Source organism: Companilactobacillus alimentarius DSM 20249, assembly GCF_002849895.1.
Taxonomy (GTDB): Bacteria; Bacillota; Bacilli; order Lactobacillales; family Lactobacillaceae; genus Companilactobacillus; species Companilactobacillus alimentarius.
In genome coordinates, this window is the sequence record NZ_CP018867.1 from 1184041 (window position 1) to 1207386 (window position 23346).

The 23346-nt window shown below is 35.4% G+C and carries 26 protein-coding genes and 1 tRNA gene; 12 read left to right on the forward strand and 15 right to left on the reverse strand.

Features of this window, described 5'->3' with window-relative positions:
• Positions 1-24: 24 nt before the first annotated feature.
• The 3 genes from LA20249_RS05680 to LA20249_RS05690 are packed head-to-tail and all read right to left on the reverse strand — an operon-like array spanning position 25 to position 3571.
• A complete protein-coding gene (locus LA20249_RS05680; protein WP_057736627.1) occupies positions 25-1179 on the reverse strand; it encodes a hydroxymethylglutaryl-CoA synthase in 1155 nt (384 codons plus the stop codon).
• The gene (locus LA20249_RS05685) at positions 1179-2420 is read right to left on the reverse strand and encodes a hydroxymethylglutaryl-CoA reductase, degradative (RefSeq protein ID WP_057736625.1); all 1242 of its coding nucleotides are present in this window, start codon (positions 2418-2420) and stop codon (positions 1179-1181) included. The genes LA20249_RS05680 and LA20249_RS05685 overlap by 1 nt, the downstream gene beginning before the upstream one ends.
• Positions 2417-3571 (reverse strand): thiolase family protein, encoded by a 1155-nt coding sequence (locus LA20249_RS05690; RefSeq protein WP_057736623.1) that lies wholly within the window; start codon positions 3569-3571, stop codon positions 2417-2419. The genes LA20249_RS05685 and LA20249_RS05690 overlap by 4 nt, the downstream gene beginning before the upstream one ends.
• A gap of 92 nt (positions 3572-3663) precedes the next feature.
• Between LA20249_RS05690 and LA20249_RS05695 the strand changes: the two genes are divergently transcribed.
• Positions 3664-3948 (forward strand): hypothetical protein, encoded by a 285-nt coding sequence (locus LA20249_RS05695; protein WP_057736621.1) that lies wholly within the window; start codon positions 3664-3666, stop codon positions 3946-3948.
• On the opposite strand, the gene galU is transcribed toward LA20249_RS05695, so the two are convergent.
• Genes galU through map form a run of 3 tightly spaced genes read right to left on the reverse strand, consistent with a single transcriptional unit; the run spans position 3949 to position 6634 of the window.
• Positions 3949-4863, reverse strand: a complete 915-nt coding sequence (gene galU, locus LA20249_RS05700; RefSeq protein ID WP_057736619.1) for a UTP--glucose-1-phosphate uridylyltransferase GalU — start codon at positions 4861-4863, stop codon at positions 3949-3951.
• Entirely contained in the window at positions 4863-5822 is a 960-nt protein-coding gene (locus LA20249_RS05705) for a YihY/virulence factor BrkB family protein (RefSeq protein WP_235806720.1), read from the reverse strand. The genes galU and LA20249_RS05705 overlap by 1 nt, the downstream gene beginning before the upstream one ends.
• 17 nt (positions 5823-5839) lie before the next feature.
• Entirely contained in the window at positions 5840-6634 is a 795-nt protein-coding gene (gene map, locus LA20249_RS05710; RefSeq protein ID WP_057736615.1) for a type I methionyl aminopeptidase, read from the reverse strand.
• Positions 6635-6760: 126 nt separating this feature from the next.
• Between map and LA20249_RS05715 the strand changes: the two genes are divergently transcribed.
• Both LA20249_RS05715 and LA20249_RS05720 read left to right on the forward strand, forming a co-directional pair.
• Positions 6761-7216 (forward strand): flavodoxin, encoded by a 456-nt coding sequence (locus tag LA20249_RS05715; protein WP_057736612.1) that lies wholly within the window; start codon positions 6761-6763, stop codon positions 7214-7216.
• Position 7217: 1 nt separating this feature from the next.
• Complete coding sequence (locus LA20249_RS05720) at positions 7218-7679, forward strand: GtrA family protein (RefSeq protein ID WP_057736610.1); 462 nt, start codon at positions 7218-7220, stop codon at positions 7677-7679.
• Positions 7680-7782: 103 nt separating this feature from the next.
• Here LA20249_RS05720 and wecB read toward each other — a convergent pair whose 3' ends face one another.
• Entirely contained in the window at positions 7783-8925 is a 1143-nt protein-coding gene (gene wecB, locus LA20249_RS05725) for a non-hydrolyzing UDP-N-acetylglucosamine 2-epimerase (protein WP_101836878.1), read from the reverse strand.
• A 466-nt stretch (positions 8926-9391) separates the two neighbouring features.
• Between wecB and fba the strand changes: the two genes are divergently transcribed.
• A complete protein-coding gene (gene fba, locus LA20249_RS05730) occupies positions 9392-10264 on the forward strand; it encodes a class II fructose-1,6-bisphosphate aldolase (RefSeq protein ID WP_057736608.1) in 873 nt (290 codons plus the stop codon).
• Positions 10265-10841: 577 nt separating this feature from the next.
• On the opposite strand, the gene LA20249_RS05735 is transcribed toward fba, so the two are convergent.
• Positions 10842-11348: a GGDEF domain-containing protein gene (locus tag LA20249_RS05735; RefSeq protein ID WP_057736606.1), complete on the reverse strand. Its 507-nt coding sequence runs from the start codon at positions 11346-11348 to the stop codon at positions 10842-10844.
• Positions 11308-12546: an FAD-dependent oxidoreductase gene (locus LA20249_RS05740; protein ID WP_083477852.1), complete on the reverse strand. Its 1239-nt coding sequence runs from the start codon at positions 12544-12546 to the stop codon at positions 11308-11310. Before LA20249_RS05740 ends, LA20249_RS05735 begins: the two co-directional genes overlap by 41 nt.
• A 194-nt stretch (positions 12547-12740) precedes the next feature.
• Between LA20249_RS05740 and LA20249_RS05745 the strand changes: the two genes are divergently transcribed.
• The 5 genes from LA20249_RS05745 to LA20249_RS05765 all read left to right on the forward strand — a co-directional run bounded on the left by LA20249_RS05745 (position 12741) and on the right by LA20249_RS05765 (position 15813).
• The gene (locus tag LA20249_RS05745) at positions 12741-13178 is read left to right on the forward strand and encodes a GNAT family N-acetyltransferase (RefSeq protein WP_057736604.1); all 438 of its coding nucleotides are present in this window, start codon (positions 12741-12743) and stop codon (positions 13176-13178) included.
• A gap of 59 nt (positions 13179-13237) precedes the next feature.
• The gene (locus LA20249_RS05750; protein ID WP_057736601.1) at positions 13238-13921 is read left to right on the forward strand and encodes an EAL domain-containing protein; all 684 of its coding nucleotides are present in this window, start codon (positions 13238-13240) and stop codon (positions 13919-13921) included.
• Positions 13922-14042: 121 nt separating this feature from the next.
• Entirely contained in the window at positions 14043-14576 is a 534-nt protein-coding gene (locus tag LA20249_RS05755; RefSeq protein WP_101836851.1) for a helix-turn-helix domain-containing protein, read from the forward strand.
• 8 nt (positions 14577-14584) lie between these two features.
• Positions 14585-15472, forward strand: coding sequence for an IS3 family transposase (locus tag LA20249_RS05760; RefSeq protein WP_335583116.1), 888 nt, complete (start codon positions 14585-14587; stop codon positions 15470-15472).
• 23 nt (positions 15473-15495) lie between these two features.
• Positions 15496-15813 (forward strand): GGDEF domain-containing protein, encoded by a 318-nt coding sequence (locus LA20249_RS05765; protein WP_057738582.1) that lies wholly within the window; start codon positions 15496-15498, stop codon positions 15811-15813.
• 195 nt (positions 15814-16008) lie between these two features.
• On the opposite strand, the gene LA20249_RS05770 is transcribed toward LA20249_RS05765, so the two are convergent.
• From LA20249_RS05770 to LA20249_RS05785, 4 genes are all read right to left on the reverse strand, one after another.
• Positions 16009-16662 carry a YczE/YyaS/YitT family protein gene (locus LA20249_RS05770; protein ID WP_057738584.1) on the reverse strand — a complete coding sequence of 218 codons (654 nt, stop codon included), beginning with the start codon at positions 16660-16662 and terminating at the stop codon, positions 16009-16011.
• Between the two features lie 161 nt (positions 16663-16823).
• Entirely contained in the window at positions 16824-18284 is a 1461-nt protein-coding gene (locus tag LA20249_RS05775) for a multicopper oxidase family protein (RefSeq protein ID WP_057738585.1), read from the reverse strand.
• Between the two features lie 269 nt (positions 18285-18553).
• Positions 18554-19183: a DUF421 domain-containing protein gene (locus tag LA20249_RS05780; protein WP_057738587.1), complete on the reverse strand. Its 630-nt coding sequence runs from the start codon at positions 19181-19183 to the stop codon at positions 18554-18556.
• Positions 19184-19191: 8 nt separating this feature from the next.
• Positions 19192-19641: a DUF3290 domain-containing protein gene (locus LA20249_RS05785; RefSeq protein WP_057738589.1), complete on the reverse strand. Its 450-nt coding sequence runs from the start codon at positions 19639-19641 to the stop codon at positions 19192-19194.
• Positions 19642-19788: 147 nt separating this feature from the next.
• On the opposite strand from LA20249_RS05785, the gene LA20249_RS05790 reads away from it, so the two are divergent.
• From LA20249_RS05790 to LA20249_RS05800, 3 genes are all read left to right on the forward strand, one after another.
• Positions 19789-20214, forward strand: coding sequence for a MarR family winged helix-turn-helix transcriptional regulator (locus tag LA20249_RS05790; protein ID WP_057738591.1), 426 nt, complete (start codon positions 19789-19791; stop codon positions 20212-20214).
• 94 nt (positions 20215-20308) lie between these two features.
• A tRNA-Arg gene (locus LA20249_RS05795) sits at positions 20309-20382 on the forward strand.
• A 121-nt stretch (positions 20383-20503) separates the two neighbouring features.
• Positions 20504-21007, forward strand: coding sequence for an acyl-CoA thioesterase (locus LA20249_RS05800; protein ID WP_057738593.1), 504 nt, complete (start codon positions 20504-20506; stop codon positions 21005-21007).
• A 64-nt stretch (positions 21008-21071) separates the two neighbouring features.
• Here LA20249_RS05800 and LA20249_RS05805 read toward each other — a convergent pair whose 3' ends face one another.
• On the reverse strand, positions 21072-22289 hold the full coding sequence (locus LA20249_RS05805; RefSeq protein ID WP_057738595.1) for a DEAD/DEAH box helicase: 1218 nt from the start codon (positions 22287-22289) through the stop codon (positions 21072-21074).
• 1 nt (position 22290) lies between these two features.
• On the reverse strand, positions 22291-23289 hold the full coding sequence (locus tag LA20249_RS05810; protein ID WP_057738597.1) for a Gfo/Idh/MocA family protein: 999 nt from the start codon (positions 23287-23289) through the stop codon (positions 22291-22293).
• Positions 23290-23346: the final 57 nt, after the last annotated feature.

The following is a 23346-nucleotide window of genomic DNA, read 5'->3' on the forward strand; positions in this document are numbered from 1 at the left end:
CCTTAAGTAAGCGTTTGCAATATTTTACTTATTCTTTTTATACAATCGTTCATTATCTTTTATCTCACTCAAATAGAACTTACTCTCAACAGCCTCTGGGTCAACGATCGTACCATTTTGATACTCAATCTGATATATTTTTTCATAATCAGAAATACTCATCTTTTTACGCTCATTCAACATTTTCAAAACATTTTCTGAGACAATTCCTGAGGCAAAATCTTTTTGAATCTCAGCACTATACAATTCACCGACAGCACCAGAACCGTAACTGAACATCAATAATTCTTCACCACTACGAGCGCCATTGATCAAATAAGATAATAGCCCTAAATATAATGAACCCGTGTAAAGATTCCCTACCTCTCGACTGAATTTAATACTTTGTTGATAATGCTCAGTCAATTCAGCATATTTATCATCAGGAATCTTCCCTTCCAAAGTTCTCAATGCCTTAGTTCCCATTTTTGTATAAGGAATATGGAAAAGTAACGTTGAAAAATCATCAATCGTAGCGGAATACTTAGTTTGATATTTTTCCCACAGTGTCTTAAAGAAGTCGACATATATTTCATTAGAATACTTTCCTCGAGCGAAAGCAGTCTTGGAGAAAGTAGGACGCCAGAAATCACCCACATTTTTTGTCATGTAAACTGACTTATAGTTCAATTTCAAGACGCGAGGATTTTGACTAACAATCATTGCTACAGAGCCAGCACCTTGTGTTACTTCACCCGGCGTCTTGATACCGTAACGAGCAATATCGGTTGCAATCACTAGTGCTTTTTTATCAGGATTCTGGCTCACGAAATCATACGCTGTTTGTAAACCAGCCGTGGCTCCATAACAAGCTTGCTTGATTTCAAAGGAACGAATATCCTCTGGTAACTCTAAAAGATCCATCAAAAAAGCTGCAGTAGATTTAGATTCATCAACGCTACTTTCAGTTCCAACAATCAATAAACCTAAAGAGGCTTTATCAGCTTCCGTTAAAATACTATCGGCGGAACTGGCAGCCATAGTCACCGCATCCTCATAAGGTCTAGGGACAGCTTGTTTATCTTGACCAATGCCAATTGTAAATTTATTAGGATCCACATCCCGTGCCTTAGCTAATTCAACAATATCAATGTAATCCTTAGGAGTATAAAAGCCTATTTTATCAATACCTATATTCATTATTTACCTCTTAATCTTGTTAAAATCTGTTTTGCATTTGCTATCGTATAATTTTTCGTCTGATTCAAGATTTTGGACACTTCCACAATCTCTTCACCCTCGGCGCCAACTGACACTGCTAAAGATTTACTCTGCAAACTCATATGACCTGCCTGAATTCCAGTTGTAACTAGAGCTCTTAATGCCGATAAATTATTTGCTAATCCAACTGCAGCTATTATTGATTGGAGTTGTTTGCTACTTTCAATTTTCATAATAGCCAAACTCATTTGTGCCATTGGCAAAGCACTGATTGCGCCACCGACACTACCTAGCTCGACTGGCATTTTCAAGGTCCCTACTAAATGGTCATTCTGAATTTTCCATGTGCTGAAAGGCTGATACTGCCCAGTTTCAAAAGCAAAACTGTGCGCTGCTGCTTCTTGAGCACGAAAATCATTGCCAGTTGCTAAATACACCGCATCGATTCCATTCATAATGCCCTTGTTGTGCGTCACAGCTCTTTTAACTGACTGCTTAGCAAACTCAGCTAGACGGGTGATTCTTTGAGCTACTTCTAGGCCAGACATTTCTTTAGTCTTTAATTGTTCAAAATCAATTTCTGCCTCTGCTGTAATAACTTGACCGTTACCGCTATTGGAAAGAATACTGCACAAAATATCTCCAGAAACCATCGTAGTAATTTTTTGAGCAGTTTTTTCTAAAATTGAATTCACCATATTGGCACCCATTGCATCGACAGTATCAATTCCAAGTTCTAATTCTAAGAAGTCATCATAACGATTAAATTTCAGGGAAACAACCCCGCCACCACGACTGATCAAACTAGGATGAGCCTTTTGAGCAAATTCAAAAATTTCTGAACAAGACTGTTCAAGTTTTTCAATATCAGAAACTGATAAATTTTCTAAAACAATCTGTCCATAAACAATTCTTTCACTTGGAAAAGTTTTAAATCCACCGCTATTCTTGATCCGTTTGGCAGCATTAGAAGCCGCGGCGATTACCGAGGGCTCCTCAATAACCATAGGGACCACATAGTCTTTGCCATCAATTAAAAAATCAGTTGCAAAACCATATGGCAAACTAAAAACTCCAATCTGGTTCTCACTCAGACTGTTAGCTAAATCTATTGTGATTGGTTGGCGTTCTTTTAAACCTTGTGCTTGCTTGGAATTGATTAGACCACGTTTTTTCAGCAATTCGATTCGCTGTTCATTAGTCATTTCGTAGATTTTCATATTAATTCAATCCCCATAGCCATCGCCATGCCTCCACCAATACATAATGAAGCTAAGCCTGTCTTCTTTTTCTCTTGTTGCAAGGAATTTATCAAAGTGGCAATCATTCTACTTCCTGTGGCTCCTAAGGGGTGTCCTAAGGCAATTGCTCCTCCATAGATATTCAATTTAGCCGCTGGTAGATTTAAATCACGACTAACGGCAACAGCTTGTGAAGCAAAGGCCTCATTAACTTCAAATAAATCGAAGCCATCTACATCTGTTTGATAACGATCAAAATACTTTTTAATAGCATAATATGGAGCATATCCCATATAATTGGGATCTATTCCTACTTCAACATAGCCGGTAATTTTGGCTACGTAATTTAAATCCAATTCTTTTGCACGGCTTTCTTTCATCAAAATAACCGCAGCTGCACCATCATTGATTGGTGAAGAATTACCTGCAGTAACTGTTCCTTTCTTATCAAAAACCGTTCGTAATTTTCCCATCTGTTCCAAAGTCGTTGTGGGACGAATTGACTGATCAGTCGTAATTTCTTCACCGTCAACTTCTATTGGAATAATTTCCTTCTCTAATTTATCTTTTGCCTGATGGGCCTTTTGATGTGAATCATAAGCAAATTCATCTTGTTGCTGGCGAGTCACATGATATTTTTTAGCAACATTTTCAGCTGTAATACCCATTGGCAAATTATTAAAAGCGTCGTTTAAGCCGTCGTTGAACAAGGTATCTGAAAGTTTAGGGCTAACTTCCATTTTTCCAGCCCTAGGGGCATAGAATGGAGCATTTGACATACTCTCCACTCCTCCAGCTACAACAATTTCAGCGTTACCCATTGTGATAGCTGAGATACCTTCATATATAGCCTTCATCCCTGATCCGCAAACTTGATTGACGGTCATTGCAGTCGAGTCAACTCGGCCACCAGCCTTCAATCCAATTTGTCGAGCAGTATTTTGGCCCATACCTGCTTGATATACATTTCCGAAAATGAACTGGTCAACTTTTTTAGGATCAACTTTGTTCATATCTAATAACTTTTTTACTAACTGCGTTCCAAGTTCAACTGCCGACAAATTGGCATACTCGCCACGAAATTTACCGATAGCTGTTCTCTTCGCATCTATAATTACAATTGGATACATAATCTATTTCCCTTCAAAATTGGTAGAATATCCTTAAGCTTTCATGATAATTTAATTGAGTAATAAAAACAATTAATTGGTGGAGATTTCTTATGCGTACGATTGATTTAATCTTATTATTAAATGATTTTAAAAAAAATAATCATATTTTCATCGAAGTTGATGACCAGAGATTACCTGTCGTTGACATTGAAGTCAGTGACAACAAAATCTTCTTAAAGACTTCGTCCAACTTGCACGGTCTGAAAAATTGGGAATTCATTGTTTTGCTCAACAAAAAAGAATATTACGAGTTTCCGATTTTTTATCAATACAAAAACAGTCACCGGCAACTTTTTGGTTTCAGAGTTGCTAATGACTGCTTACTATTAGGTTAATTATTTAGTTGATTTCTTGCTTGCAGGTTTGCTTTCTGCTTGAATCTTTTTAGCAAGTTCAAGAATATAAGGTTTCAATTCATCCTTAACTTCGGGGTGAGTCAAACCATATTCAATATTAGTCTTTACATAGCCAAATTTATTACCAACATCATATCTTTGTCCTTTGAATTCATGGGCAAAAACACGTTGTGTCTTATTCATTCGATCAATTGCATCTGTCAATTGAATTTCATTACCAGCACCTGGTTTTTGAGTTGCTAGTAAATCGAAAATTTCAGGTGTCAATAAGTAACGACCGATGATGGCTAAATTACTTGGAGCATCTTCAACTTTTGGCTTTTCAACGAATTTCTTAACATTATATAATCCAGGTTCAGTTTCGCCTTCAGGATCGATCACACCATATTTTGAAACGTCTCTTTCAGGGACCTTCATAACGGCTAATGTTGAAGCGTGTGTTTTTTCATAATCATTGATCAATTGCTTTGTCAAAGGAACCTTATCCTTCATCAAATCATCACCCAACATGACTACAAATGGCTCATCAGCGATAAATGAGCGTGCTTGAGCAACGGCATCGCCTAAACCATTTGGATGTGCTTGACGACTGTAATATAAGTTAACGCCTAAACTAGTGGTATCTTGAACGACTTTCAAAAGATCAGTCTTATTCTTTGCCTCAAGGTTTTGTTCCAATTCAGGTACAGAATCAAAGTGATCTTCGATGGAACGCTTATTCTTTCCAGTAATAATCAAAATATCTTCAATTCCAGAAGCCTTAGCCTCCTCAACGATAAATTGGATTGTTGGCTTATCAACAATTGGTAGCATTTCCTTTGCTAAAGCCTTTGTTGCTGGTAAAAATCTTGTTCCCAATCCTGCTGCTGGTATAATTGCTTTTCTAACTTTCATCAATTATTCTCCTTTTCGTGCGATTTCAGATAACTAGTTAACTTACCAGTATTCTTCCTTAAAAATGGACCGCCATATGCTTCGGCAAACCCGACGTTAACGGCATTCCCAAATAAAAAGATTGTCACTGACATATTCACCCACAATAAAAACACAATAATGGCACCAATCGTTCCGTAGTTGTCCCAAGCTGATCCAAAGTATTTCAGATAGTAAGAAAACAACTGCGATAACCCCAGCAAACCAATACTAGTAATAATGGTTCCTGTTATTATGTAATAAAATTTTAGATGAATATTGGGTAAAAAATAATATAAAGCAAAAACGATCATCAACATTATAACAATTGCGAATGGCCATTTCCAACGTATAAAGACATCAATAATTGTTGACTTCACGCGTAGCAACGGCATCAGCCAATTTAAAAAAATTTGACCAAATGTAAACGTTACAATTGCCGCCACACCAATCAACAATAACATTAAAGTCATTAAGAATGCGAAACCACGTCGGATTATATAATTTATAAATGTTTGCTTAACAAATAAATTATTAATATCCAAGCCATAAGCTTCATTCATCGTCATTTGAACGATATTTAAACCTCGAGAAATCGCCCAGATAGCTACGACAATACCAACTGATAAGACACCTTTATTAGAATTGGACAGGACTTTAACTATCGTCGGCAAGAAATAATGGTGCAAGTCATCTGGCAAAATGAATTCAATATAACTAATCACTGTCGGTTTATCTAAGTGCAATAGTGGAATCAAATTTCCAACAACAATGACTGCTGGAAATAATGACAACAGGATATAATAAGTGATTGCTTTTGAAGCCATAGGAACATTTGAGTCACTCACTGCTTGAGTAACGTATTTAACAAAGCCAATAAACTTTTGTTTCTTAGTTATTGATTGCCGAAATAGCGGTACCCGCTGTTGTTTTTCTTCCATTATTTATTTCCACCATTTTAAAGTAAGTATTTAGCATCATATTCAGGATCTTGGGATGTCAAAATCTTAGGACCATCTTTTGTAATAGCAATGGTATGTTCATATTGCGCTGAATCGGTTCCGTCGGCAGAAACAAAATATTCCCAGCCATCAGCTTTCACAAACTTATCTTTGATCTCCCAAGTACCTAAATTAACCATTGGTTCGATTGTAATTGTCATACCCTCACGCAAGCGCAATCCTTGTCCAGGTTCGCCGTAATGAGGAACGTTAGGAGCTTCATGCATTGATGGTTGAATTCCGTGACCAATCAAATCACGAACGTCACCCATATGATTTTCATCTTCAACGTAGTGTTGGATTGCATAACCGATATCGCCTAATCTGTTGCCAATTACGGCTTGATCAATTCCTAAGTAAAGTGCCTTGTGTGTCACATCCATGAGTTTTTGATCTTCAGCTGAAATATCGCCAACTGCATAGCACCAGCAAGAATCACTTTCATAACCATTGAGGTTAACTGTCATATCAACCTTTAGGACGTCGCCATTTTTCAAGATCAAATTCTTACGAGGAATCCCATGAGCAACTTCATCATTAACACATACACAAGTTGCATACTTGTACCCTTCGAAGCCTTTTTCTGATGGACGACCACCGTGTGAAACGATATAGTCGTTAGCAAAATTTTCGATTTCCATTGAAGAAATTCCTGGTTTGATAATATCACGCAAACCAATATGTGTGTTAGCCAATAATTCTCCTGACTTACGCATTCCTTCTATTTCTCTTGCAGATTTTAGTGTAATCACTTTTTAACATGTCCCTTCAAAAAAATGTTAGTTTTATTATAACATTGCGAGGTTTCTTAATTTGATGGTCGGTGATATTAATTTTTGCTATAATATCTAAAGATTAAATAATGAGGCGACAATTATATGACAAAAGTAAAAATTGTCTTTGCCAGTATTACTGGTAACGACGAAGATATTGGTTACGTTTTGACTGAGAAATTCGAGGATTTAGGTTGTGACGTAGACATGAGCGAGGTTTCACAGACAGATGCCGAGGATTTCGAAGATGCTGACATTTGTATCGTTGCTAGCTACACTTACGATCAAGGAATCGTCCCCGATGAAGCTTTAGACTTTTATGACGATATGCAGGACCTCGATTTAAGTGGAAAAGTCTATGGCGTCTGTGGCTCCGGAGATACTTTTTATGAAGATTTTTGCCGAGCCGTCGATGAATTCGGACAGGTCTTTGACAAAGTTGGTGCTACTCGTGGAGCGGAACCTGTGAAAGTCGAACTCGATCCTGAACAAGATGACATCGACCACTTAGACACATTTGCCGAGCAAATCTATAAAAAGGCTCAAGAAATGGATTTCTAAAATGGACTTCTTAAAAAAATATCGCAACTTTGCAGTCTATTGCCTCTTTGGATTTCTGGCATCTTTATTGAATATTGTCATTTTTGACTTATCACACAATTATTTCCACATTACCCTGTGGATTGCCAATACAATTGCTTGGTTCATTTCCAATTTCTTTTCATTCTTCGTAACCAAGATTTTTGTTTTCAAATCCAAACTAGAGAATATTAGGAAACTTTTGAAAGAAGGAGTATTTTTCCTAGTGTCACGCATATTCTCATTAGTGTTCGACGATATCTTCATGATTGTTGCCGTACTAATTTTCCCATGGAATAACTTAATTATTAAAGCCATCGACCAATTGATCGTCGGAATCTTTAATTACTTCTCTTCCAAACTAATTTTCAATTATCAAAATCGTCACTTAATTGAACGATTAAAAAATCTTAAAGCCAAACGAAAAAGCCGGAATGAAATCTAATTCCGACTTTTTTTATAGTTTGATTAAATATCCCGTCCTCCGCAACAAATTCGGACTGAATAACGATTCTATAATTTATTTGTTTCTAATATTTTAAACTTAACTATTTAAACTCATCAGGTTTTTGAGTCGTCTGTTTAAAGTAATAACTCATTGCATCAAGAATTCTTTCTGAGGCTTTACCGTCACCATAAGGATTTTTAGCATTAGCCATACGGTCATACTCATCCTTGTTAGTAATCAGATTAGTCATTTCCTTTTCAACAACGTCAGCGTCTGTTCCGACTAATTTCAAGGTTCCTGCTTCGACACCTTCAGGACGTTCTGTTGTGTCACGCAAAACTAGAACTGGTTTACCTAATGAAGGAGCTTCTTCTTGCACACCACCGGAATCGGTCATGATGAAATAACTTCTGGAAGCAAGATTGTGAAAATCAACAACATCTAATGGTTCGATCAAATGGATTCGATCAACGCCACCAAGAATATCCTTAGCGGTCTGTTGAACAACTGGATTCAAGTGTACCGGATAAACTAATTCAATATCGTCATGCTTGGCAACAACTTTTTTCATTGCCTTGAAGACTTGTTTCATCGGTTCGCCTTGATTTTCACGACGGTGCATTGTGATTAAGATCATTTTCTTATCAGGATCGATGACATCCAAAATATCATGATGATAATCTTTATGAACGGTACTCTTCAAAGCATCAATTGCAGTATTACCAGTTACAAATATATTTTCGCCATGATGATTTTCTTTCAACAAATTGGCCTTACTCTCATCAGTTGGAGCAAAGTATAAGTCAGTTAGATCATCGGTCATTTGACGATTCATTTCTTCTGGCCATGGTGAATACTTGTTCCAAGTTCTTAAACCAGCTTCAACATGTCCAATCCGTGTTTGATGATAGAAGGCTGACAAAGCAGCACTAAAGGTTGTGGTCGTATCGCCGTGAACTAGAACAATATCAGGATTTTCCTTCTCAATGATACTATCTAACTCCTTTAAAACGAGTCCAGTAATACCACTGAGAGTTTGACGTTCCTTCATTATATTCAAATCATAATCTGGTTTGATTTTAAATATTTCTAGAACGGAATCTAACATTTCACGATGTTGGGCAGTAACAACAGTTACTGTCTCGAAACGGTCACTGTTTTGCTTCAATTTCAAAACTAGTGGTGCCATTTTTATTGCTTCAGGTCTTGTACCAAAGACTGTCATAACTTTAATTTTATCCAAAATTATCACCTCAATAAATTACCTACAGTATATCAAAGATAACTTTATTAATATACTACAAGTGGTATACGTCTAGCTTTTCTTTGAATCTAACCTGCAATTTTTTACTATATTAAAATTAATAGATATATCTGCTCTCTTAAATGTCATTTTCTGAAACTTTTTGAGTATAATATAAGTATTATGATAAATATACCTTTTCTAATAATCCTCAGTGTTTTAACTATCTTAGTCGCCTTTTTCATGGTCATTGCCATTTATAATACTTTTATCAAATCAACCACTAAAAAGTATTGGTGGTTGATTCTGATTGGCCTAGCAATCCTCTATATGATAGCGTTTTACATCTATTTTCACATCCAATAGTGGGTTTACAGAAATACTTTGTTAAAAAAAGTATTAATTTTAGTGGTTTTGAGTTAGAATTATCAATGTATTCGAAAATGAATTTTATGGAGGTTTATCGATGGTTTTAACAAACGGTAACGAAATTTTCAATAACGCCCGTAAAGGCAAGTATGCTGTTGGTGCTTTTAACATCAACGACTTGGAATGGACACGCTCAATTTTGGCTGCTGCCCAAGAAACACAAACACCTATCTTGGTTCAAACATCAATGGGTGCTGCTAAGTACATGGGTGGATACGAACTATGTCTACACCTAGTACAAGACACAATCAAGAACATGGGTATCACTGTTCCAGTTGTTATGCATTTGGATCATGGTAACTATGAAGCTGCTAAGGAATGTATCGAAGTTGGATATAACTCAGTTATGTTCGATGGACATGACTTACCATTCGACGAAAACCTTGCAAAGACAAAGGAAATCGTTAAATTAGCTCATGCTAAGAATATCTCTGTTGAAGCTGAAGTTGGTTCAATCGGTGGTACTGAAGATGGTATCGTTGGTTTAGGTGAATTAGCTGATGTTGAAGAAGCTAAGACTCTTGACGCTACTGGTGTTGACTACCTAGCTGTTGGTATTGGTAACATTCATGGTGTTTACCCATCAAACTGGAAGGGCTTAAGCTTTGACCGTCTTAAGGAATTAGCTGACGTTATTTCTACTCCACTTGTATTGCATGGTGGTTCAGGTATTCCTAAGGAACAAATCATCAAGGCTGTTTCAATGGGTATCTCAAAGGTTAACGTTAATACTGAATTACAACTTGCATTCGCTAAAGCAACACGTCAATACATCGAAGACAAGAAAGACTTAGATGTTGATGCTAAGGGTTATGACCCACGTAAGTTGCTTGCACCTGGTGCTAAGGCTATTACTGATACAACTATCGAACGTATCAAGTGGTTCGGTACACCATCAATCAAGGCTTAATTTAATTAATAAATCAAAAGACAAGGACTTTGGTCCTTGCCTTTTTTTGTGGGGAAAATTAAGCAAATAAATTGTAATTTCCGCACTATTGTGAAATTTATTATTGTTATAAAAAATGATAAATTTAAAAATATTTACCCTTTCATCCCTTGGAACAACAATCTCTTTGAATATTCCAATACGATATATACAGGTTTATATCTTGTGATATTCACAAGTATTTGATACACTGTGCTTGTACCAATAAAGAAAGCGCTGACATAGAAAGGAGGGGCTTGTATAGCAACTTTTAAATCCAGAATAGGTTTAAAGTCTATCTATGCCTCCCGTATAGAAAGAATCATATACATATCTATGGACTAGATGCTTATTCTAGATACTTAGTTGATTTTAAATGTAACTTCCCAAATTACATTCGGATAGAAGTACTCATTTCTTAAATTTGCCCAAGGATTTAACTCCCAGACCAGATCTCCCCTAGTCGTTAGATACCCATCATCTAATGACAAATTATTAATTTCTTAACTTCTATCCTTAAAATCAACTACATATAAAAAAGAGTAGCCAGGTTCCCCGCCTAGCTGCTCTTTTTTAAGTTGGCTTCATAATTAAGCACTTTACCTTCAATCGTCATTTTGTTTCGACCGCTATTCTTAGATTCATACAAGTAATCATCCACTCGCTTGAAAACATCATTGAATGAACGATCCTCTTTTTTCAACACCGTTATACCAAAGGATAACGTTACGTCCAAACGGCTATCTTGAATAAATAAAGGTATATCTTTTAAAGCCTTATTGATTTGATTAACAATATTTTTAGCATCCTCGAGGTTCTTATCTCTTAATAAGATAATAAATTCTTCTCCTCCATAACGAAAGAGCTGACCTTTACTACCATCCAAATGCAATTCACGTTCGACTAAATGCGCCACGTGTCTTAAAACCTCATCACCAATTTCATGTCCATAACGATCGTTAAAATTTTTAAAACGATCAATATCAAACATAACCACTGTCAAGGTCTTTGAACTGTTTGAAAATTCATCGTAAACTTCCTTTTTGAATACAAATCGAAATAGCATTGGCTGACTGAGCTACTTCATGTTTACTGAACAATTGAGCTCCTAAAACCTTTCTCGTATCCTTATCATATACCAGATAAATCGTTAGCATATCCGTTGTAGGCATATACTCAGGACGATAGTAATCATGATAAACCACCTGATCAGCATTCATCCCATTAGCTAAGGCACTCTTTAAAGTTAAGCCCGTCTCTGCCAAAGTATAACCAAATATCTCCATTGCAGTTGTTGCTTGAGTTCCCATGTATTTACGAATATTGCCAAAGACATTGATTCCTGCTAAAGTTCCTTGACGTACAGCACTCGATGCCAATGGAATATATTGCATTTCACCAGTTGGATTGAACTTAACAGCACAAGAATCCCCTGCTGCCAAAATATCGGGATCTGACGTCTGCATATAGTCATCAACTAAAATAGCACCATAACCATTCATCTGAACCTGACCGCGTAACAAATCAGTATTAGCGAAGAAACCAGTACAAACAATCACCAAGTCGGCTTTGAATTCATGTCCAACTTTAGTCTTGATTGTCAATTGATTTCCATCTTCAATCTCTGATACACGTTCTCCTAAAGCAACTTTGACATCATGTTCTTTTAATTTATCAATGATTGTCTGTGATAAAGGTTTATCAACGTAATTATTTAAAATCTGATCACGCGACTGAATCAAGGTAACTTCATGGACCGTATTGGCATAACTTTCAGCCAATTCAACTCCAACATATCCAGCTCCAACAATTGCAATGCTTGGATAGTTTAAAGCTGATTCATAGATCTTTTTAGCTTGATCATAACTCTTGCATAACAAAACACGAGGATTATCCATGCCGCCGATTGGTGGTACACCAACTTCTGAACCAGTTGTCATAATCAGCTTGTCGTAAGTATCCTCAAATATTTCTTCTGTATTTAAATCTTGAACAACTATTTTTTTATTTTTTGAATCAATTTTAATAACATTGTGTTTCATCTGAACTTTGGCGCCATAACCCTCTAGTGTGGTTGGATCAGCATAAAACATATCCTCTAGATGATTAACGATTCTTCCTAAATATAAGGCGATTCCGCATGATAGAAACGCAATATTATCATCACGTTCATAGACTGTCACTTCTGTATCCGGATGCTTTTTTAAAATTTGTTCTACAGCAGCCGTTCCAGCATGTGTACATCCGACAACGATAACTTTCATTAGTCGGTTCCTCCTCTATTGTACCCAGTTAAATATTATCTAAAAAAACACTTAGTTGTATTATATCAATATATTAAATATTTGTTATGTTATAAATGGAATTTTTAGATTTTCAATATCGGTAACTTAAGATGATTTATTTGTAATATAATGATAAGTGTATTGACTTTTTTAAATTAGTTGGTGATTAAACTATGAACAAAATAAAATATTCAAATGACACAAATTCTGATATTTACAAAGATAGTATAAAGATAAGAGAAATCGTTTTTGTTGAAGAACAAAATGTTCCTAAAAGTATTGAAATAGATGATGATAAAGTTAACTGCACTTATTTCACACTCTATTCAGATGAAAAGCCAGTCGCTACAGCTCGTTTTCAAGTTACATCTGACAATGGAATCCACATTCAACGAGTGGCGGTTTTAAAAGACTACCGTCAAAAACACCTAGGATCATTTTTACTGAAATATATTTTTAAATATGCTCAAGAGCACAACTTCAATTACGTTATTTTAGGCGCTCAAGATCATGCTCAAGCTTTCTATAAAAAACTTGGCTTTAAAGTCATTGGACAACAGTATCGTGAAGCTGGAATCTTTCATCATGACATGCGACTCAATTTATTGTAGAATCTTCATGGCATTTCTCACTTATTTGTTCAAGAAACGTATTAATAAAGGAGTTCATTATGTATAGATACTTTATTCAACCTCAACTCGATAAGGTGAATAATTCTTTAATTGGTTATGAATTATTGATGAAAGAGAAGAAACCTGAAGGCTGGCGTCCTCCGCTCAACTTTTCAGACGTTCCTTCACACTTAATGGCAAAAGTTTTAATTGCTACAACCAAAATCTTATCTTTAAAAATTGGCTCCGTCTCTGTGAATATCAATCGTAACCAACTAATGGACGAAGAAGTTAGGGCTGCGATTATTGAGGCTCAACAAATTTTACGTCCCTTACGTTTAGTAGTTGAATTAACGGAAGATACTCCTAATCAAAATTGGTCTAACGAAGAATACATTTCCCTAATCAAAGATTTTATCGATCACGGAATGGACTTTAGTTTGGACGATTGCGGTACTGGTACTAATCAGATGGATCAAATCAAAGATATGATTCCTTTAGCTTCAGAAATTAAATTTGCTATTCAAAATTTTGGAGAAAAATTACGTGATCCCGATATAGAAAGCAAAGTTATCTTTTGGAGAGATATTTGTCGCAAAGAAAACATTCGCTTTATTCTTGAAGGAATCGAAGACGAAAAAGATGACAAATTAGCTGATAATTTGGGCATCGACTTACGCCAGGGTTACTTTTATGGCAAACCTAGACTATTGAAGTTGAAGGCTGATGACGATAAATTCTAATATACAAAATGGATATAGTTTTTAAATGAAAAATAGTATAAACTAAAAAATCCCCCTGTAAAGATTAAAGTGCTTCATAATTGTTAGACAAGAAATCTAACAGTTATGGAGCGCTTTTTATATGGTTAAATACAGTTCAAAATTAAAGGCAGAGGTTGTTGGTGAATACCTCCAAGGTAGAACCAGCATGCAAAGTCTCTCAGAGAAACATAATTTACCTAAACGGCAAGTCAGTTTCTGGATTCAAAAATATCGCTTAAGCGGCGTAGACTCGCTTAAGCGAAAAAAAACTAAACGGAGCTTTTCAGCTGAATTTAAAATTGATGTGATAAACTACTATCAAACTCATGATGAAACTTTAGCTGAAGTATCCGCCAGATTTGATGTTAACAAGTGTCAGATTAGTTCCTGGAGAACGGCATTCAATAAACATGGCATAGAAGCCTTGAAGTCTCATCCGAAAGGCAGAAAATCCAAAGTGAAAAATGATAAAAAGAAATTACGTCATTTAATAAACAAGAATGAATTAGATCAACTTCGCGAGGAACTCGCAAAGAAGAATCAAGAATTATATGACACAAAGTTGGAGAATGATATTTTAAAAAAATCAATGACCCTGTTCGGAACTTCAAAGGACGCAAAAAAACACAAATAGTTGATCAGATCAGGGTAGAACAAGAGTCTCTTCCAAAAGCAGAACGGTATAAGATAGGCGATATTCTTAAGGCCATTGGACTTAAAAAGGCCACTTACCATGATGAGCGTAAACATATCAAAAATCATGTAGATAAGTACAAAGATATAAAAACTGAAATATTAAAAATTACTGAAAGTGGAAAATGTCGTGGACGCCTAACCTACGGTTATCGTCGCGTACAAGAAGGATTAATTAAACTAGATATTCACATAGCAGATGCCGTAGCTCGTCGCTTGATGAATGAGTTAAATGTTCAAGTAAATCTTTATAATCGTCATAAAAATGGAAAGTATTCCTCATATAAAGGAACTGTTGGAAAGGTCGCACACAACATTTTACATCAACAGTTTAATGAAACTGAGCCCTTTAAAGTCCTGCATACAGATGTCACACAAGTTCGTTTAAGGGATAACGAATGGGCTTATGTTTCCGCAATTACCGACGAGGCAAGCAAAGAAGTTCTAGCGTTCCAAGTAAGTAATAGTCCCAATAGTAAATTAATTATGGATACATTAAATGAATTAACGACAGTTATACCTAAAGGAAGCAACCCAGTGATACATTCAGATCAAGGCTGGCATTATCAACTAAATTATTATACTGATAGGCTTTCTGAAGATGGATTTATACAGAGCATGTCTCGCAAAGGAAATTGTCTCGACAATGCGCCAATCGAAAGTTTCTTTCATCTATTCAAAACAGAATGTCTCAATGGATTTCCACCTTGTAAAGATATGAAAGAATTTAGGAAACTTTCTAAGGAGTACGTCGATTGGTTTAACAATCGACGCATCTCAAGAAAAACAAAAGGCATGACTCCCCGCGAATACAGGGAACATGCCTTATCAGCTTAACAATATTCAATTTTGTCTAACTTTTGTGTTGCACTTTAATCTTCCGTTACGGTGGCGAAGAATTTATTATTATTTTTCGAGGAAAAACTGCCGACGAATGCATTCCTATTGTTGCCGATCTAAGAAATACACTATTTAATTCACCACTATTTTTAAATGGACAACAGTTAAATGTCAATGTATCATTTGGAGTTTCCACATTAAAAGAATCTGACAAGAACTTCAGTGACCTCTTCAATCGCGTTGATAGCTATCTGTATAAATCAAAAAATGCGGGTAGAAATAAAATGACTGTTGAAAATGAAACTTTAAATTTTGACGATTTTAAAAACTCAATATAAAGAGCAATGGGACCAATAACTTTTTTTGAGTTATTGGTCCCATTATTTTTAAACAAAAAAATAGTGAGAAATTAATCTCACCACCGGGAAGGAATCAGTTGTTTTTAAATCTGGTAGTCCCTATATGTCATAGTAAACCATGTAAACTCAGACCGCAATAGTATAAATCAATAATCTTAACTCTTTTTTATAAAACTAGAAAGAATAATGATGCTTCAGTGAAGGAACAACGATTTTATCAGAAATACCAATAATTATTCCCTGACAAAACATTGCCAAAATCGTCCCAATACCGACTGACAAAATTCTACCAGATACTAAGAAACAAATAATCATAATTATAACTGGTGGAGTATAACTGACCAACTGCCCCCAACCAGCCGAGCCGTGAAGATATTTGAATCTTAACAGATAAGCCATTTCATCGTTAGGGTGTTGAATCAAGTTGCAACGCTGATAAATTGAAGTTCCAATCGAAACTAAGATCAAGCCCGCAACATCGATCACTAATCGTACATAAATTGGCTTCATTTCAAAATGAAGCGGGTTCAAAACATCACTAAAGAAACCCACTAAATAACTAAATGGCAATGAAAATAGTAAATTGGAAATAAATATATGACTATCAAATTTTCCAATCAAAAGTTGATTAACAATTGTAACAATCACCGCATAAATAAATAACGTTGTTCCATAACTAGAATGTAGCAACTCTGAAATATTGACCGCTGAGGCTGTCCACACGGCACTTCCCATATTACTGTCAATCATCAATGCATTTGCGAATGCATCCAAAATGATAGCAAAAATCAAATAGCCTAGACGTTTTTTAAACTTATTATCTTCCAAAATAAAATTCCCCTTAAAGCCTACGACCTTATCAAATAATAAAAGCCATCTAATTCAAAATTCAAATTAGGTGGCTTTTATTATTAAGAAGATTTATCGCATCGGCCTAATTACTATAAGTTAGTTTAAGTTAGGCTGAAAACGTTGTCAATATAACTTATTTATTTTCTAGGATGATTCATTTCGTCCATACTTAACAAATGATACTTGTGTTCATGATCTGGATCATAGGCTTCAATTTGAGCCATCATACCAGTATCTTCATGTTCCAAAATATGACAATGATACATGTAAACACCGAATTTCGTGAATTGAACAGCAATTCTGACTGTTTCACCGGCGTTTACACCAACAGTATCCTTCCAACCATGTTCATTAGGATATGGTGCTTTACCGTTACGGCTGATAACTAAGAATTGACAACCATGCATATGGAAGGGATGAATCATACCGCCATCCATCTCATTAGTATTGACGACATCCCATAAAACGGTATCACCAATCTTTTGACGACGATCAATTCTTTGCATATCAAAGAGTTTACCATCCAATCTTACCTGATCATCCATACCTGACATTACAGTCCGTGTGACAGGCAATCCTGGGGTAACTTCTGGAGCATCGATTGTTGTAAGATGTTCTGGCAATTTTGTATCGTCAGGAGCATACTTTCCAATCTTGAATTTCATAATTGGCATGTCATCACTCATCAAAGCAACAACATCCCCTGGCTTCTTGTCGCCAAAGTCAACGATGACTTCAGCACGTTCAGCACAAGTTAGCATCAATTTAGTAAATCTAACTGGTTCTGGCAAAGTACCACCATCAGAAGCTATTTGAGTAAATTCATGATTGTCATCGAAATGCAAACGCCATTCACGGCGATCAGAGCCATTCAACATTCTTAAACGAACTCTTTGGGTTGTAACATTAAAGACACCATTGATCGTGCCATTGACTAAAGCATACTTTCCCAATGTACCATCAACATCATAATCTTTCTTATAATCTAATTGATTATCATGGTAACTTCTATCTTGTAAAATAATTGGAATATCATCAACTCCATAATTACGTGGAAACGGTAATTTAGCTTCCTCATCATCAGTTACAACAACAGCTGCAGCTAAACCATTCCAAACTTGACGAGCTGTATTTGGACATGGATGTGGATGAATCCAATCAGTTTGAGCTGGTTGATCCAATGTGAAATCAATATCACGACTGCCACCTGGATAAACTGGTGCATGCGGACCTCCATCAACAATTGGTCCTGTGACATTCAAACCATGCCAATGAAAGGTAGTAACCTCTGGTAATTGATTAACAAGGTGCACATGATAGTGAACCCCTTGTTTTAAAACAATTGTTTGACCAAGCAAGGAAGCATTGTAGCCCCAAGTCTTAGTCTTAACACCAGGCAAAATTTGTGTTTCACCTGCTTGTGCCGTAATTGTGTAATAAACATCGTTGCCATCAACTTTATTTGGTTGTAAAGCTGCAGGAATATTCAATGGTTGATCTGGCATATCAACCTTTTCTAGTGGAACATATCCACCATCATGTAAATCAAATACTGGTTCATCATAGAAATAATCATTGTAAACTTTTGTTTCTGACATTCATAATCGCCACCCTATTTAGTTTTTGATCGAAACGTACAAACGCAATTTACTAAAGCTTCAATAAACATACCGATGCCCATCATATACATCGCTATCATGTTTTTGTTAGCAAAAACAAAATACAATAAAATTGCATAAAAAATTAGCATGAATAATGAAAAAGCCTTAGAATTTCCTGCCATATTATCACCACCAAAATTTATTACAGTTCTATTCTAATACAGTTTTTAAATAATTAGAAACAAACTTTGGCTTGCCTAAAAAAATTAATATTTGTATATAACTAATTCACCATTAATATAATTAGCCATATAGACCTCTGAAACATCCAATCCTCGCTTCTCTAATTCCGATTCGACCCAAGCTTCATCTTTACCAGAAGTTGCCAATTCGTCCATATCAATTTTCCCATCCAAGATAATTGGATATTTATAACCATCTTCATTTTTCAAAATAATCGTCAATTGTCCATTACGTTCAAAGACCGCTCGTGTGACCTTTCTAACATCTAAAACGCCCGCCTGACGTAATTTAAACGACAAATCATTTGCCGACAGACCATTTTTCAACGCTAAATCAACATCGACGCGGCCATTTTTTACAATCACTTGCGGAGTTCCTTTGATAACTTTCTTGAAGAAATTATTGTGATTAGTTAAGAACTTAGCCACAAAGACTACCAAGGTCCAAATCAAAAGAACCAAAGTAAATTGTAAGATCGTAATACTAGAATTGTAGATCATCCCACCGACGATACCACCAAGCACATAATTCTGTAATTGATCAATAGCACTAGTCGGCGCAATATTGCCACGTCCAAAGAGATTAATTTGTAAAACCATGAATAAGAAGCCAATAATAAACTTTAAAGTTAAATCACCATATAACAAAACCATTGTCCCACCTATTTTTTAATTAATTGTATTTTTTGAGTACTAATAATGCTTGCTTTAGTCAAAGTATAACTACTTTGATTATCGTCAAAGCTGACTCGATAAATATTCTTGCCCGCCTTGATCAGCATTCCTTCAGTTAAACTTGAATTGTTAGAGTAAAGTTTTTTAGTCGAAAGATCTTTTTCTTTAGCAATCGATTTCATTAAACTCAAGGTTTCACTGGATTTATTACTAATATCCAATTGCTGTTCATAATTATTGTAATTAATTCCAATAAATAAAAAGATTCCCAATCCAAAAATTATCAAAAGATCCCGATACTTGTTATCAGAACGATTTCTAAAATATAAATAACTAGTTACAAATATAGCTACTGCTAATACTAGAATTCCAATGATAAACAGGAAATTTGGTTCATTATTATGTGCAACCAAATAATCATATGAATAAAAACTCATTTATATCCCCTCAACTATTTTTTTATTTACGATTAGTATAGCAAATAATTTATTTTTTCCATCTCTAAGACCCTTGTCAAATACCTTTTCTTGCGCAAGTAATATAATTGCTTCATAATACTTAAAAGTTATTAATACCCTAAGGGAGTGATTACTATCAACAAAACTTCTAATCTATGTACTTGGTTAAATATGAAGAACTTCGACAATGATATTCAAGTCAAACTGGATAAAGCTTTAATAAAATATCAACTATCTGCTGCCGAATTTAGCTTCTTACACTATCTTTATGATCAATACGACTCAAAAGCTAGTTTATTAGAAATCAAAGATTCTCTTCATCTAAGTTCCGCCGCCACTTCAAGAATGGCTGTTCGTTTGGAAAACAAAGATTGTAAACCAATCGTTCGTTATCACAGTGATGAAAATCAAAAAGAGGTCTGTTTACAAATTACTGAATCCGGGATCAAACACTTTAAAGAGACCGCCGCAGTCGTTGATTCTATTTTGGATGAGTCATTTAATAGTAAAGCCTTTCAAGAATTATGTAAAAAATTAATCAATAAATCCTAAAACCACAAAACTCAAATGTTTCTTGCTAAATTATTTAATAATATTGAATAATTATTCATGTGAGAATATAATTTTATATAATGAGTTTTATTTTGGTCCCTTGGCTCAGCAGGATAGAGCAACTGCCTCCTAAGCAGTAGGTCCCCGGTTCGATTCCGGGAGGGATCATTTTTAGTATAGTAAGATAAAAAATCATTATCCACAAACATTAAGTGAGCCCAATAACTGAAATCAAGTTATTGGGTTCATTTCGCACTTATCCTATTCTTTACATTTGTGAGGTTACTTTATGACAACAATGACATGTAGTAAAACACTTTCTATCAGTAACCATCGTGTTTTCGCTTCAGATTTAAATGAACATGAGACTGTCTTTGGTGGAGAAACATTAAAAAGAATCGATGACAATTCTTCCATTGCAGCTTCCAGAATTGCTCGAATTGGAACTGTTACAGCTTCAATCGATCAAGTCAATTTCATCTTACCCTTCAAAATTAACGACTCGATGTGCACTGAGTCATACGTTTCGGGTGTGGGTGGTCGCTCTATTGAAGTCTTTACTAAGATTATCGGCGAGCATTTGAAATCCGGCAAAAGATTCCTCGGTCTAACTTGTTTCTCCACTTTTGTCGTAACTGACAAGAATATTGTCTTACCCAGAATTCACCCTGACACTAGTGAGGCTGAATTTGTCTGTGCTGGATATGAAAAACGACAAGATCAACGTTTGAAAAAATTGTTAGAACAGGAAAAATTCAATAAAAATATTAGTTTAAATTTTCCTTGGCAATAATTTTAGTAATGAAAAAGACATCTATTCGGTATTTTAGTTTCTCTCGAATAGGTGCCTTTTTAATTCAATTTTTATTGCTTATTATATGTTTACGTTTCCCTTTATTCTTCTGATCACGCAAACGTTTCTTAGCCTTAGGCTTACTCTTTACAACACTCACTGGCTTTCTTTTAGCAACGGGTTTCTTCGTAATTTTTCCATCATGATCCAAATATACTTTACGAATATCAAGTTTAGTAAAGTCGCGTAAATTCTTAAAATCATGGCTATTGCCAAAGGTAATTACGTTACCGCTCTTACCCATTCTGCCGGTCCGTCCGCCACGATGAATATATTCACTATTATCTCTTGGAACCATATAATTAACGATTGTCGTTATATTATCAATGTCCATCCCTCGAGCAGCCACGTCAGTTGTTAACAACAAATTAACTTTTTTACTGGCAAAAAGTGTCATCGTAGTCTTTCTTTGTTGGGAAGACATCTTACTGTCTAAGGAAACGAAATTGGTCTTATTATGATTCAAATCACTGATTGCTTTATGAAGCGAACGAGAATTATTGAAAAAGACTATTCCCAAAAATTTTTTATTGTGAGCCATTTCTCGAATTAAAGCATTCTTAATAAATTCACTGTTGGCCTCAATAAAGTAATGTTTAATCCCAGCAGTATAGGTCGTATCATTTCTTTGATCAATTACTTCAAACTCTTGACCAAACCACTTACTCATATCCTTAAAAATCTCATTCCCAGTAGCGGAGAAAAATGTCATCTGAACATCAGCTGGCATTTGTGCAATCGTTTGACGGACTGTTTCCAATTTTGATTCGTTCAACATTTCATCTGCTTCATCGACAATGACAGAATCAATATTTCCTAATTTAATCTTGCGTGACTGCGTCAATTCATTCAAACGGCCCAAAGTTGCCACAATAATCTCGGGCTTCTCTTTTAGTTTCTTTAATTGACGTTGTGGATTAGCTCCACCAGTAATTGCTTGCACTCGACAATCTACTAACTTAGCTAAAGGCTGAATAACGTCTCTAACTTGCATAGCCAATTCTTGCGAAGGCTCCAAGATCAATACTTGAAGTCCATCTTTAGGAACCAACGTCTCTAGCATTGGCATAACAAAACCGAGAGTCTTTCCTGAACCGGTTGGTGCCATAGCGACAAAATCCTTGCCTTCTTTAAAAGGTAAGTAAACTGCTTCCTGAATCTTAGTTAAAGCCGTAAATTGATTTTGCTTAAAGTAATCTTGATATAATTTTGGTATTTCCACTTTATTTTTCCTCATCTGCGCCGAAAACAAGTCCTGCACTCGTTCTGGCCTGTTCTAGAATTCTATTTACAATTCTAGCGTACTTTAAGAGTTTTTCATAAGTTTCTTGATCATTTTCATTAATAATTCTGGCAAATTCACTAGCCTCTGAGTCCATAGGATTGTCACTCTTTGATGTTGGCAAAGTTGTAATATTCTTATCATCATCAGCCAATTTAACGTGAGTAATATCTCCACCACTGTCCATCAATAAAGTTTTTCTATTGAAGTAAATTTCTGAAGTCATATAAGAATTCTTAGTTTTACCAACGATTATATTGACATCGAATTTAGGATATTTCAACGTCAAACTACCACTGCCATCAATTCCTGAATCCAAAATTTCTGGAACATAGTTAACTGAATCAGGTTGACCAAACAAAACTACAGCATCATATACTGTGTAGACTCCCAAATCATACAATGCACCGCCAGAAAATTTAGGATTAAATATATTTGGCAATTCACCAGCTTTATAAGCGTCATAACGACTCGAATATTTCATATAAGATAGCGTAGCTCCACTTAATTCATCACGATTATTCTCAACATAGTGTTGAATCTTCTTGAAAATTGGTTCGTGAATTTGGCGTGCTGCTTCAAACAAGAATAGACCATTCTTGTGTGCTAGATCGTCCAAAATTGTAAATTCTCTGACGGTAGAAGTACTAGGCTTTTCAACAATCACATTCTTTCCATGCTCTAAAGCCAATTTGGCCTGTTGAAAATGCAGCCCATTTGGCGATGCAATATAGACTGCTTCAAAATCACTGCTACTAAAGAATTCATCTAGATCAGTACTTACTTGGATATCCTTTTTAGACAAATCCTTAATAAACTTATTAGCCTTTGCTTCCGTTCTGGAAAAGACGTGTTTTAATGAAAACGACTTTGTTTCATCTGTTGCTCTAATAAATTGTTCTGTAATCCAATTAGTCCCAATTATTCCTAAATTAATCATAAAATCACCTCTTCTCAATTTTACTTTTATGTAAGCGCAATTACTACTAAAAAAGTT